This window comes from Thiomicrorhabdus marina (assembly GCF_017571465.1).
GTDB lineage: Bacteria > Pseudomonadota > Gammaproteobacteria > Thiomicrospirales > Thiomicrospiraceae > Thiomicrorhabdus > Thiomicrorhabdus marina.
Genome location: NZ_JAGETV010000025.1, coordinates 1 through 13,401, shown reverse-complemented (window position 1 = coordinate 13,401; position 13,401 = coordinate 1). Strand labels below are relative to the sequence as shown.

Annotated in this window: 12 protein-coding genes; 7 read left to right on the top strand and 5 right to left on the bottom strand. The window is 42.8% G+C overall.

Annotation, left to right across the window (positions count from 1 at the left end; genetic code table 11):
• The first annotated feature begins 346 nt into the window (after positions 1–346).
• The 4 genes from J3998_RS10855 (at position 347) to J3998_RS10840 (ending at position 3,948) form a co-directional block, all read left to right on the top strand.
• The gene (locus J3998_RS10855) at positions 347–796 is read left to right on the top strand and encodes a hypothetical protein (protein WP_208150691.1); all 450 of its coding nucleotides are present in this window, start codon (positions 347–349) and stop codon (positions 794–796) included.
• A 349-nt stretch (positions 797–1,145) separates the two neighbouring features.
• Entirely contained in the window at positions 1,146–1,901 is a 756-nt protein-coding gene (locus J3998_RS10850; protein ID WP_208150690.1) for a glutathione peroxidase, read from the top strand.
• A 165-nt stretch (positions 1,902–2,066) separates the two neighbouring features.
• Positions 2,067–3,422 carry a glutathione-disulfide reductase gene (gorA, locus tag J3998_RS10845; protein ID WP_208150689.1) on the top strand — a complete coding sequence of 452 codons (1,356 nt, stop codon included), beginning with the start codon at positions 2,067–2,069 and terminating at the stop codon, positions 3,420–3,422.
• 160 nt (positions 3,423–3,582) lie between these two features.
• On the top strand, positions 3,583–3,948 hold the full coding sequence (locus J3998_RS10840) for a PilZ domain-containing protein (RefSeq protein WP_208150688.1): 366 nt from the start codon (positions 3,583–3,585) through the stop codon (positions 3,946–3,948).
• A 30-nt stretch (positions 3,949–3,978) separates the two neighbouring features.
• Here J3998_RS10840 and J3998_RS10835 read toward each other — a convergent pair whose 3' ends face one another.
• On the bottom strand, positions 3,979–4,554 hold the full coding sequence (locus J3998_RS10835; protein ID WP_208150687.1) for a transglutaminase-like domain-containing protein: 576 nt from the start codon (positions 4,552–4,554) through the stop codon (positions 3,979–3,981).
• A 394-nt stretch (positions 4,555–4,948) separates the two neighbouring features.
• Positions 4,949–5,359 (bottom strand): PilZ domain-containing protein, encoded by a 411-nt coding sequence (locus J3998_RS10830; RefSeq protein WP_208150686.1) that lies wholly within the window; start codon positions 5,357–5,359, stop codon positions 4,949–4,951.
• A 256-nt stretch (positions 5,360–5,615) separates the two neighbouring features.
• Between J3998_RS10830 and J3998_RS10825 the strand changes: the two genes are divergently transcribed.
• Positions 5,616–6,149, top strand: a complete 534-nt coding sequence (locus J3998_RS10825) for a gamma carbonic anhydrase family protein (RefSeq protein ID WP_208150685.1) — start codon at positions 5,616–5,618, stop codon at positions 6,147–6,149.
• An 8-nt stretch (positions 6,150–6,157) separates the two neighbouring features.
• Positions 6,158–7,414: an MgtC/SapB family protein gene (locus J3998_RS10820; protein ID WP_208150684.1), complete on the top strand. Its 1,257-nt coding sequence runs from the start codon at positions 6,158–6,160 to the stop codon at positions 7,412–7,414.
• A gap of 28 nt (positions 7,415–7,442) precedes the next feature.
• On the opposite strand, the gene J3998_RS10815 is transcribed toward J3998_RS10820, so the two are convergent.
• A complete protein-coding gene (locus J3998_RS10815; protein ID WP_208150683.1) occupies positions 7,443–8,771 on the bottom strand; it encodes an FIST signal transduction protein in 1,329 nt (442 codons plus the stop codon).
• A gap of 384 nt (positions 8,772–9,155) precedes the next feature.
• Between J3998_RS10815 and katG the strand changes: the two genes are divergently transcribed.
• On the top strand, positions 9,156–11,327 hold the full coding sequence (gene katG / locus J3998_RS10810; RefSeq protein WP_208150682.1) for a catalase/peroxidase HPI: 2,172 nt from the start codon (positions 9,156–9,158) through the stop codon (positions 11,325–11,327).
• A gap of 110 nt (positions 11,328–11,437) precedes the next feature.
• Here the strand turns inward: katG and aroE are convergent, their stop codons facing one another.
• Together aroE and J3998_RS10800 are read right to left on the bottom strand one after the other, a co-directional pair.
• Positions 11,438–12,283, bottom strand: coding sequence for a shikimate dehydrogenase (gene aroE / locus J3998_RS10805; protein ID WP_208150681.1), 846 nt, complete (start codon positions 12,281–12,283; stop codon positions 11,438–11,440).
• A 71-nt stretch (positions 12,284–12,354) separates the two neighbouring features.
• Positions 12,355–13,098: a hypothetical protein gene (locus J3998_RS10800; protein WP_208150680.1), complete on the bottom strand. Its 744-nt coding sequence runs from the start codon at positions 13,096–13,098 to the stop codon at positions 12,355–12,357.
• Between the last annotated feature and the right edge of the window lie 303 nt (positions 13,099–13,401).

Sequence of the window (13,401 nt, the reverse complement as noted above, 5' to 3'; positions counted from 1 at the left end):
TTTATATTTAGATTTCGTATAAAAAATACAAATTTTATAGCTTTCTTCCGTAACTTGTAAGTCTAGGGTGAAAAATTCATCGGCTTGCTTTATTGCTAGCTTAGCTTCCTAAGTAATGTCTGTAAAAACTATTAGAAATAGTTAGTTAATTTTGCAGAGTCATACTCATTTATGATCTCTTCTTAAGCGAGGGATTAGTTAAGTGTAATAAGCAAAAAACCAAGCATTTAATAACGAAGTGGTATTATTTTTGCCTTTTGATAATGCCTTCAAAATAATCGAAACTATCGTCAAACTGCGTGATGTCTTAAAATGGCGCAGTTGAAAACCTTGCAGTGAGCAGATTATGAATTTAATGAATTTTGATGAGAAGAATCGCGATTCTTTCTCGAATATCGTAAAGACGCTGGTGAATCGTCATCAGACTGATCCAAAAGAGATGTTTATGCATGCTTTGGAAAGTGAGGCAGAGCCGGAGATGAATTACTGGATGACTAAGGTATTGGTGCAGGAGTATTTTGTTTCCGCGAACTTAGAAGTCGGTAAAGATGCGGCCGGTGAACCCGTTAAAGCGTTGCAAGCAGCGTGTCTATTGCAAAATGTCGGAATGGTTGCGGCATTGCTTGAGTTGGGCGGTTTTAAAGGTGCGGTAACTGAACATGAGTTCCAGTTGTCGGCGCGTATTGCATCCAAGCACGAAGACCAAGCAGTATTAGGCGTATTAATGAAATATGCCCAAGAGAAGGACTTGCTTGAACCGTTTATGCGTAAACTTCAGGGTGAGACCCTTCAATAAAAGATAATAGTTTTTCGCTATTTAACGTGGTTTTTGTCCAGTTTTGACGGATTTTTTTATATTTGGTGAGCATAAGCGTGTGCTTGCCTCTTCCCTTCTAAATTCAGCATATCTAGTCTTAAGAAGATATTTCATTGTATTAGTATTTCCTTATTAGCCATTCTCATGCTATGGTATTTATAGCTTTTTATCGCAGAAGATTCTTAGGTCTTTACATTAGTTAGAATCTATCAGTTACTTAAAAATATTAAAATTTACTGATATTAGCATTTTTTATAAACTAGTTGCCTATGGAGCGAAGCATACTCTTAATTCGCTTGGGTTTAACTAAATTGAGGAGATCCCTTAAATGGCATTACCAAATCGTGAAGGTCAACGTGTACCAAACGTCACTTTCCCAACTCGTCAAAACAATGACTGGGTTAATGTAACGACTGATGAAATCTTTAACGGCAAAACTGTTGTAGTTTTCTCTCTACCGGGTGCTTTCACCCCAACTTGTTCTTCAACTCACCTACCTCGTTTCAACGAACTAGCGCCGGTTTTCAAAGCTAACGGTGTGGATGAAATCGTTTGTGTATCGGTTAATGACACGTTTGTAATGAACGAGTGGGCGGCTGATCAAGAGTGTGGCAACGTACGTGTTGTTCCTGATGGTAACGGCGAGTTTACTGACGGCATGGGAATGCTGGTTAACAAAGAAGACCTTGGTTTCGGTATGCGTTCATGGCGTTACTCAATGCTGGTTAAAGATGGCGTTATCGAAAAAATGTTCATTGAACCGGAAGTTCCAGGCGACCCATTCGAAGTTTCTGACGCGGACACGATGCTGAAATACATTAACCCGATGGCTTCTGCACCACGTGTTGCGACTATCTTCACTAAGCCGACATGCCCATTCTGCCTGAAAGCGAAGTCAATGCTTGAAGATGCAGGGATTACTTACGAAGAAATTACGGTAGGTAATTCAGGTATCACTTCTCGCACACTACGTGCGGTGGCGAGTGCCGGTACCGTTCCACAAGTATTCGTTGATGGCGAACTAGTGGGTGGTTCTGAAGACCTAGAAGCTTACCTAAACAGCGAAAATACTAACGCTGCTTAAGACCAGTAAGCTTAAGTAACGGCGTCAACATTAGGTCTGACGCAGTGAAAAGGGCGCGGTGTCCATAATGGCCGCCGTAGCCCTTTTTTATTACCAAATTTTCGGTTCGAGAGGCATTTAAAGGTCTTGAACTTATAAGAATCATTAGCAAAGGATTTCATAAACATGGCATATGATTACGATGTAATTGCAATTGGCGCCGGAAGTGGCGGTTTGTCTGTAGTAGAACGTGCAGCGGAATATGGCAAAAAATGTGCGGTAGTGGAAGCGAAAAAGCTCGGCGGAACCTGCGTCAATATCGGTTGTGTGCCTAAGAAAGTTATGTGGTTTGGTGCGCACATCGCCGAAGCCTTGCGTGATGCTCCGGATTTCGGGTTTCACGTGAAACAGGATGGTTTTGACTGGGCTAAGCTGGTTGAGCAGCGTGAAGGCTACATCAATAACATTACCAGTTGGTATAACGGTTATATGTCGGATAAAGGTGTTGACGTTCTGGAAGGCTGGGGCTCTTTTGTTGACGAGCATACTGTTGAAGTCGACGGAAAAACTTACACCGCAGAAACCATTGTTATTGCGCCGGGCGGTAAACCAACAATTCCGCAAGAAACTGAAAATGCGGATCTAGGGATTACTTCAGACGGTTTCTTCGCGCTGACTGAACAGCCTAAGAAGGTGGCGGTAATCGGCAGTGGTTATATCGCGGTTGAACTGGCAGGTGTTTTGCAAGCGCTAGGTACTGACACCACTTTGGTGAGCCGTAAAGACTTGGTGCTACGAGGCTTTGATGACATGATTCGTGAAACGCTAACCGATGCGATGATTACTAGCGGTATTCACAAAGAGTATCACTTTAAAGTTAAGAAGTTGGAGCGTGCTGAAGACGGCACTATCACTATTCATAGTGAAGATGACCAGCATATCGCTGGTTTTGACCAAGTGATTTGGGCGGTTGGCCGTGAAACCCTAATTGAACCATTGAAGCTGGAAAATGCTGGTTTGAGTGCTAACGGCCGTGGCTTTATTGAGGTTGACGAGCGTCATAAAACGGCAGTAGATAATATCTACGCGATTGGTGATGTCACTGGGCAACCGCAGCTAACGCCAGTGGCGATTCGTGCCGGGCGTTTCCTTGCCGAGCGTTTATATAACAATAAACCCGATATGATTCTTGATCTGCACGCGGTGCCGACGGTTATCTTCTCTCATCCGCCGGTAGGTACAATTGGCTTAGCCGAACATGATGCACGTCGTGAATATGGTCATGATAATGTGAAAGTTTATACTTCGGTGTTTACGCCGATGCGCTACGCCTTTACCGGTCATCAAATCAAAACGGCTCTGAAATTGGTAGTAACCGGTGAAGACGAGCGTGTGGTCGGGATTCATATTGTAGGTGATGGTGCGGATGAAATGTTGCAAGGGTTTGCGGTCGCGGTACAGATGAACGCTACCAAAGCCGATTTGGACGCAACCATTGCAATTCATCCATCTAGTGCAGAAGAATTAGTTACCATGCGCTAAATATTGTTAATTTACTCTGCCTTAATGCCGGAATATTTTATGAGTTCTTCGCTGGGTGAAGAATTGATTAGCCTATAAAAGTTTATTAATACAATTATTATATTAACGTCAGCTAAAATAATAGATATCTGTCATTAAGGTTCTTGGGAGTGAATAGCCAATGAATTCAGAACTTAGATCATATCGAAGAGTCAATCTACGTAAAAAATGTACTATTGAAAAGCGTGGTATTAAGTCTTCTTGCCATCTAAAGGATATTTCTTTAGATGGGACGGGCTTATGCTTTGTTTCGAGTTCAATCTTTTCACTGCATGAACATTTAATCTTTGATATTAAAGATTTAGTTGATCCAAAGTTTCAAGGTGTAGAGTGTGTGTTGAGAGTGTTACATATTAGTCCTTGGCATGAAAAATATGTTTATGGTTGCGAAATAATCTTTAGCAACGATAATTTTGACAAGCTAGTGGAACAGTTAGGAAGGCTGTATTCGAATGGGAGTAGACTAAGGTTTTTAGCAAGAGATTAACTGCTGAATTTGAATAAATTTCTTTGGTAATCAATAATCCATTGCAGTTGCGATTTGTACAGAATTTCCAGAAAGAGACGTTGGTTTTCCACCGACTAGTGCAATGGTAGGAATGTGACTAAATATTTTTTCTTTTAAGTGATGTCCTTTAACTTTAAAGAATTGAAGTTTCAGTTTTTTAGCTAATTGTTTAGTAATGACATAAGGTTTTTTATCATCTAGTAGCCATAATCTATTTTCAGCAATTGCAACTAACGCCACGTGGTTAGTGTTTCTTTTGTTAAAACGAACATAAACCGTTTTAACCCCTTGTTTTTTCAGGAGCAAGGCTTTCATCATTGCGCTATCTTCGCAATCCCCACCTTTATTCTTAATGTACTCGCTAGGCGAAGCCCAGTGATTTTCAGTGTTGTATGTAAATACATCGTCTTTATAAGGAAAGCTATTGATGAATTGGTTTATCTTTGTAATAACGGCTTTGCCGGAGTAGCCAGCAACTTCTGATTTGTATACATCATAAAATTTGCTGGTTTTTATATCAGCAGCATTTGCGGTATTAAGAACCGCGTATAGCATGAATAATACGGCGTTTAAGAAGCGGTTCATAGCTAGCCTTCCCCCAATACTTGATTATTGGAATATAACTTACAGAGTAAAAAACCTTTAATTCTTAGGGTAATAATATTTTACTTGTTTGGGGCAGTCAAGTACCTTCACCTCTTGTTAAGTTATAGTGCCGCCATAACTGTTCATACAAAAATTGAAAAGGCTATTTAAACAGTTGTAATCAATTGAATGAGTTCGTGAGCTTTATAAAACCAATGAGACAGGCTTAAGCTTCGAGAGTATTTTTTGGGAGAACTTCTAAGTATGAGAATGGCTTCTGGCAAGGTATAAGGGTAATGCCGTTGGCATAATCTTGTATTTTGTGGAGTGAAATCGCGCAGCTATGAAGGAATGGGGAACGGGATTAGGTGGCGATTTATTCTTAAGTTTTTAGCTACGCTAAAATTGAAGCTAATCGGCTATTGAATGAAGTCGATTTGCTTGGCATGGCGTAATTTTGCAGGGTGCTCATGATGTCGTCAAAGTAGTTTTTCAATTGAGTGCCGATAGAAAAACTTTCTTCATCTTCAACTCGACAGTGTTTGACTTCTAATTTTAGATGAATTGGTCGAGCAGTCGGATTATTGTAAGGTTTAATAATGACTTCAATCTCATCGTCCATTTGAAGAGGTATTGATGTGCGTAAGCGAATACCGCCTTCGGAGAAATCCATAATTGTGGTATAGCTCATTGACTGTTTGTCGACCAGTACCGATGGAATACAAGCATCTTGGCGCGGTGACTGTCGTCGATTAATTGTATCAATATCCGCTGTGTTCGGATCTAAGACTGTTTCTGTTTGCATTTCCTACCTCCTTCTTCAGGAGAATTACATAATTTTTCACTAATCCCACTTAAATGATACGGCTTTTTAGCGACAACATAGAGTCTATAAAATTTAAATTGCGCCGTTTTGTGAAATTTTCTCCCTAATTTGTTATCAAGTCATAAAGCTTATGACCGTTTTTCATACATAAATCTGTGCGTGGCCAATTTTTTACTGGTTGAAATACACTACAATCAAGTTTTATTTGATCGAGTTTGAAGATAAGGAGCATGGAATGGCTATTCGAAAATATAAGGGGATTGTTCCGCAAATGGCTAAATCGGCATGGGTCGATGAGAGTGCCGTTGTGATCGGTAAGTGCGTCCTTGCTGAAGATGTAGGTATTTGGCCAAATGCGACTTTGCGTGGTGATGTGAATGACATAAAAATCGGTGCGCGTTCCAATATCCAAGACGGTGCGGTAGTGCATACCACCCATGAAAGCGATGTTTCTAAAGGTTCGAAATGCCTTGTTGGCGAGGACGTGACTGTCGGGCATAACGCGGTGTTACATGGTTGCATTATTGAAAATGAATGCTTAATCGGTATGGGTGCGGTGGTGTTAGATAACGCTGTGGTGCAGAAACATGTTTTAGTTGCAGCGAATGCTTTGGTGCCGCCAGGCAAGGTTTTGGAAAGCGGTTATTTGTATGTCGGCTCACCGGTTAAGCAAGCTCGCCCGCTGACAGAAAAAGAGTTGGCGTTTTTTAAATATTCGGCAGCGCATTATGTGAAGTTGAAAAACGATTTTGCGGCTGAACAAGAGTAAGAAAAACGATGGATTTTGCTGAAAGCCTATGGGGTGAATTTATAGTGACTTTGATGTTCGGCTTTTTAACCGGACTTGAGTTAAAGGCATATTTACAAAAGTATCATCAAAGTACCGATGAAGTTTTTTTCGGTACGGTGCGGACTTTTGCCTTTACCGCCATGGCGGGCTTTAGCTTTTTCTTGCTCGACTTTTGGATGTTTCTAATCGGTTTTGTCGCCCTAACGGCGATTTATATGCTGTATTACAACAAGGTTTTAAAAAGGGATTACGGCAGTGTATTGCTGTTTTGGGTTTGGGCGTTGGTTTACGTTTATGGCGCTTTGGCGCAAACTCAGCCGTTTTGGATCTTGGCGGCGATATTTGTCACCATTGTGATCGTGCTAAATGCCAAGCAAAGCATTAATTCTTTAGCGGAAAAAATCTCCGGCGATGAGTTGACTACTCTGGCCAAACTGATTCTTCTGAGCGGGATTATTCTGCCGTTGCTCCCGAACGAAGTCCTGCATCCTTGGCTACCAGTGTCGCCGTTTAAAATCTGGCTCGCTGTGGTAGTTGTGTCATCAGTTTCTTATTTGGGTTACGTAGCGCAGAAATATCTGTTTAAAGATCAAGGTATTCTCGTGACCGGTATTTTTGGCGGGCTCTATTCATCGACGGCAACCACGGTTGTTTTGAGTAAAAAATCGCAAGATGTTCCTCGTATGAGTTACAAAATGACGGCGGCGATTTTAATTGCTACAGCGATGATGTATTTACGTTTGTGGGTGATTGCGGCGGTTTTTCAATGGGAAGCGGCTAAAATTCTCGCGCCGTTTTTAGGCGGTTTTGCGTTGTTGAATTTTGTTATGGTTCTGCTGTTTATCCAAATGGAACGCCGTCGGGTTGAGCATAAACCGATGCTGACTCAGGCAGGTAATCCATTGGAGCTGAAGGTCGCTTTTATCTTTGCCGGTCTGTTTGTTCTCATGGCAGTGATTACTCAGTTGGTTACCCAATATTTTGGTGATGAAGGTCTACGCTATCTGTCGTTGATTATTGGTTTTACCGATATTGATCCATTTGTGTTGTCTTTGCTTAACGGCAGTTATGCAGCGGATACCGCTTTAATCGCTAGTGGGATTCTGATTGCGGCAGGCTCGAATAACCTTCTAAAAGCGGTATATGCATTGATTTTAGGGGAGCCGAAAGCAGGCCGCTATTCGGCAATTGGCCTTGGTATATTAGGCGTATTAACGATTACTTTTGGATGGTTCGGCATTTAGGGGTTGGTGAAAACTTGCTCAAAAGAACCTAGCATTGCTTTTTCTTAAGTTCGGCAATTTCCTGTTCCAGCTCTTGGTAGCTGGTGTTCGCTAGGTTAATCAGTGCATGGTAGGAAAGGCTCTGGCGGCTACTTTCGACATGCGGATTGTTGAATGGTTTAGGTTGATAGTCGTGTTTGGCTTGTTCGGAAAGTCCCAAGATGGTAGTGGTGATATTCAGCAAGGTTGCATCACAATTATCATTTTGCTTTAAGTGATAAACTTCACCGTAGGTAAAGAACCCGCTTAGCGGCGCAATATTGTTGAGGGGCAATAGTTCATTTTGTAGTTCAGCTCCGTAAAAGATTTTACGTGCAGAGCAGGAGTAAGCAAACAGTGCTTCAACACCTTTTTGAATCAAATCACTACGCATTATTTTATTCTCCGCTTCCATGTGGTGTTGATCGGCGATGCCAAAGCGCACTTTACTTCCCTCCGGCATGTTTCCGGCAAACACGCAACCGCCATTATCAAGTACTTGAACCATTGATCTGGCAATTGGAACATTCTGTCCCTGAATGATTAATGGAAATTCTATCGTGCTTTCAGGCAGGCCTTTTACGACTTCCTGACTAAGGTAGTGACAATAAAAATCGATTATCGGTTGTTGGTTGATTTCATAAACGATGGCACCTTCGGATTTCGTTATCGTGGCTGTTGGTCCAAGCGGTCGCCAGCTTAGGTTGTAGCAATTGTAAGCTTGTAGCACTGTGCTATTGAGGCTGACGGCGACACCTGCGGCTTGACTGACTTTATTACGATGAAAAACATAGGTTTCTTGGAATTGATAATTATCTCCGGCCATGCCACCCGAAACGATTGGTGGTTGCTGCGCGATTTGGTTTGCCCTGTGTGTAAAAGCACTGGCCGCGTCTTCGCCATTCACCAGTAAGCCATCCATCAGTAAAATGCAGGCTTTGCTGTTTTCCTTTACTACCGCTTCGGCAAGTTGTTGACCAAGAGCCTTGCTGGCGTTGGAATGGGTTGAGTCGGTTTGTATTAAGGTTGAAGTGAGTGTGCTTTTGGTAAAGCAGCTGACGCTTAGTACTATTTGTTGTTCTAGAAGCATGCCTTCATAAATTTCTCCGGTGGTGGTCGCACCAATAATAACTAATTCTTGGCCGGTGTGTTTTTGGCAAATGGGGTTGAGTTCGTCATAAAGAGTGTTCAGACAGCACTCGATAACATCTTTATTGATAATACCGCTAAAAAATTGAATTAGAACCGCGCTAGCAGGCTGAGAGCGAATGGTAGCGGTGATATTTTCAATTGTCGACTGTGGATAGTTGGGTTGAAAGATGAAGCTATGACTGTGCATATTTTACCCCATAGATGTTGCCCGAAATCAGCACTATTAAACGATTCTATTTGTACATTATTAGAATTTAAGAGGTAAATCAATAATGAGGAATAGAAAAATTAGGGTGTGAAAGTCAGATTTACATAATGGCATTAAATGTATGCTTTTTAACGCTATTATTTATAGAGTGCCTCGCAATGATAGCATTTGCGTAAATATCCGCATCGGGTTTTTATTGATAGTTTTTTTATAGGGGTTTAAGAAAAATTGATAGTTTTTGTTAATAAATAATTCCTATGGTTTCGTTAGAAATAATTGTCTGGTGCTTTGAATGAAAATCCATAAACTGGACGGGCATTGCATTTTTATATGCTGTAAAAACAACAAAATGAGGAGTTAACGATGTCTCAAGGTAAATGTCCAGTAATGCACGGCGCGAATACGGAAACCAGTTCTTCAGTGATGGATTGGTGGCCGAATGCACTGAATTTAGACATTCTTCACCAACACGATAGCAAATCAAATCCGATGGGTGCTGATTTTAATTATGCGGAAGAATTTAAGAAACTAGACTTAGAAGCGGTTAAGCAAGATTTAAAAGGTTTAATGACCGATTCGCAAGAGTGGTGGCCGGCTGATTGGGGTCATTACGGTGGTTTGATGATTCGTATGGCATGGCACTCGGCCGGTTCTTACCGTGTGGCAGATGGTCGTGGTGGTGCCGGTACCGGTAATCAACGTTTTGCACCGCTGAACTCTTGGCCGGACAACGTTAACTTGGATAAGGCTCGTCGTCTGCTTTGGCCAATCAAAAAGAAATACGGTAATAAGCTGTCTTGGGCGGATTTGATGATTCTTGCCGGGAACATGGCGTATGAGTCCATGGGATTGAAGATTTTCGGTTTCGCCGGCGGTCGTGAAGACATCTGGCATCCTGAAAAAGACATCTACTGGGGTTCTGAGAAAGAGTGGTTGCAGCCGTCTGGCGGTGAAGGTAGCCGTTATTCAGGCCAACGTGATCTAGAAAATCCGCTAGCTGCGGTAATGATGGGGCTTATTTATGTCAACCCTGAAGGTGTTGACGGAAATCCTGATCCGCTAAAAACCGCGCAAGACGTTCGCGTAACGTTCGAACGTATGGCAATGAATGATGAAGAGACCGTTGCTTTGACAGCGGGTGGTCACACTGTTGGTAAGTGTCACGGCAATGGTGATGCAGCGGAACTGGGTGCTGACCCGGAAGGTGCGGATATTGAAGAGCAAGGTTTAGGTTGGAATAACCATAAATCTCGTGGTATTGGTCGTAATACGGTTTCTTCTGGTATCGAAGGTGCTTGGACAACCAACCCGACTCAATGGGATAACGGTTATTTCTACCTACTATTCAATTACGACTGGGAACTGAAAAAATCGCCGGCCGGTGCTTGGCAATGGGAGCCAATTAATATCAAGGAAGAGGATAAACCGGTTGATGTAGAAGATCCGTCTAAGCGTTATAACCCGATTATGACCGATGCCGATATGGCGATGATCAAAGACCCGATTTATCGAGAAATCTCGAAAAAATTCTACGAAAATCCAGACTACTTCTCAGAAGTCTTCGCGCGCGCTTGGTTCAAACTAACACACCGTGACCTAGGACCGAAAGCACGTTACTTAGGTGCAGACGTGCCGCAAGAAGATTTAATCTGGCAAGATGTGGTTCCTCCGGTTGATTACACTTTGGATGACGCTGACGTTGCCGATATCAAAGCGAAGATTTTGGCCTCTGGTTTAAGTGTTTCTGATCTAGTTGCTACTGCATGGGATAGTGCGCGTACTTTCCGTGGTTCCGATATGCGCGGTGGTGCAAACGGAGCTCGCATTCGTTTAGCTCCACAGAAAGATTGGGAAGGCAATGAACCGCAACGTCTACAGAAAGTTTTGAATGTACTGTCGGGTATTCAAGCTGATTTGGCTAAGCCGGTTAGCATGGCGGACTTAATCGTTCTTGCCGGTTCTGCTGCGGTTGAGAAGGCTGCTAAAGATGCCGGTGTTAAGGTAACGGTTCCGTTTGCGGCCGGTCGTGGCGATGCAACCCAAGAGATGACTGATGTCGATTCATTCTCATATCTGGAGCCAGTGCATGATGCTTTCCGTAATTGGTTGAAAGCCGACTATGTCGTGCAACCGGAAGAGATGATGTTAGACCGCGCTCAATTGCTTGGATTGACTGCACCGGAAATGACGGCTCTAGTTGGTGGTATGCGTGTTCTTGGCACTAACCACGGCGGCTCAAAACATGGTGTCTTCACGGATCGCGAAGGAGTGCTAAGCAACGACTTCTTTGTGAATCTAACCTCGATGGATTACACATGGAAGCCGACCGGTAGTAACTCTTACGATATTAATGATCGTAAAACCGGCGCAACTAAGTTCACGGCAACTCGCGCTGACTTGGTGTTCGGTTCTAACTCAATCCTTCGTTCTTACGCAGAAGTTTATGCGCAAGACGATAACCAAGAGAAGTTCGTTAACGACTTCGTTAATGCTTGGGTAAAAGTGATGAACAACGATCGCTTTGATCTGAAATAATCGTTTTAGTTAAGCTGGAACCTAATTACTTAGGCTCAAAATAAAAACGACCTGTCTGAAAATTCGGACAGGTCGTTTTTTCGTTTAATGGGGACTTATTCTGTGTTTCCTTAGCTTTCTTCAGCCATCAATTTACGAACTTCGGCAATCACCGGCGCGGTTTCCGGACGAACGCCTCGCCATAAATAAAACGCTTCAGCCGCTTGCCCGACTAGCATGCCTAATCCATCCATAACGGTACAGCTTGGCTGGTGTTGTTTGGCCCAATTCAGAAAGATGGTTGGTTTAGCGCCGTACATCATGTCGTAAACCAAACTATTATTTTTCAACACAGCTTCGGAAATCGGCGGCAGTTTGTTATCCAAGCTGGCGGAAGTGCCATTAATAATAATGTCATAACTTTCATCGGTCGGAATGTCGTCCCAGCCACTTGCTGTCACCGGAATATCGGTTTCAAAACGCTGTCCTAATACTTCTGCTCGTTTCGCAGTGCGGTTGGCAATATGCACGCATGCCGGCTGTTTTGCCAGAAGTGGTTCCATAATGCCTTGCACAGCACCGCCGGCGCCTAAAATCAAAACACGTTGATCTTTAAATGGACGCTGACCGTTGATTTCGATGTCATTCACTAAGCCAATGCCATCGGTATTGTCACCATCAGTCGAACTGTCTTCGTTAAACGTAAAAGTATTGATGGCGTGTGCGCTTTCTGCTCGGCTTGATTTGCTATCCGCATACTCAAAAGCATCCAGTTTAAAAGGCACGGTGATATTAATGCCTTTATAGCCGCGCTGCTTTAAATCCGCCATGGCCCAGTTAAAACTGGTGTCCTCGTTGTCAATTAAAATTGCTTCATAACTCAAATCCTGGTTGGTCTGTTCAGCAAATAAACGGTGGATTAATGGGGATTTCGAGTGGGCAATCGGATAGCCTACCACTGCGTACTTGTCAGTCATCAAATGATCTCTTTTAAATGCGATGTGAATTAGGGCTTATTGTACGAAGTGTTTATCTGAACGCAAAATTTCTAGAAACGGTAGTTCATTCCAAAATTGAAAATTGGCAGTAAGTCGTATTTATCCGCTTCACCGTCAAAGTTGTCTTGTTGTTCATCTCGTTCTTCGTTAACGGCATCGATTTGATTAACGTCTGTTCCGTCTACCTCGCCATTAGTGACAATGGATAGCTCGGGGTCGCCAAAAATTAGTGCACCGACTTCCATACGTAGTGAGAAGTGGTCATTAAATTCAAATAGCCAACCCGTCGCGATACGTGGTCCAAACTCTTTCCAGCGAACCTTAGCGTCCAGAGTTAGATCGTTTGTCGCGGTTGCATTGGCGGAAATAAGTGGAATACCGATTAGGTTTAATGTGCCAAGGTTCCGCGTTGTGCCTTCGGGAATCATGCTATCGCCCTTAACCTTAAAGTTATTGCGAACATAGCCGGCCGATAGGAAAAAGCCGTTTTCCAGAGGATGGAAGTCAAAGATGAAAGAGGTCATACTGCCGTCGGTGTAATAACGATAGTCGAACTCTTCATAGCGGTCATATTTTTTGTATTTCAGTCCTTGCGCGTGCTGAAAGCGAAGATTGAGCTTTTTATTAACGCGAACGCTGCTTTCAAACATCAAGCCTTCTACGGCACCAAAACCAACTCCGATACTAAAAGGGTTTTTCGGTGGATTGATACTGAAAAAATCATCGGCTTTGACATAGCTTACATTTAACGAGAGGGAGCTAAGTAGAATAGTTGTGTGGAGTTTTCTTAGCATTGCCGATTGCTGCTTGGAGAGGGTGATATGAAAATTTTATTATGGCGGAAATCAAATTTATGGCAATAAGATAAATTACGGAAATGCAGAGGGATTGCATGGTTTTAGCGCAATGCTGGTCATTGCGAACGCAGTGAAGCAAGCTACTTCACAAAGATTGCCGCGTCCAAACCTCGCCTGTAGGGGTTTTGTAAAATTTGGCTAAGCAGTGTTGTCTCTTTTTGTCAGGTCTAGACATGACGGCAAACAGACGCCTTGCTTAGCCTAAATTTTACTTTGCCTGAAGCCATTTGGACTTGTTCT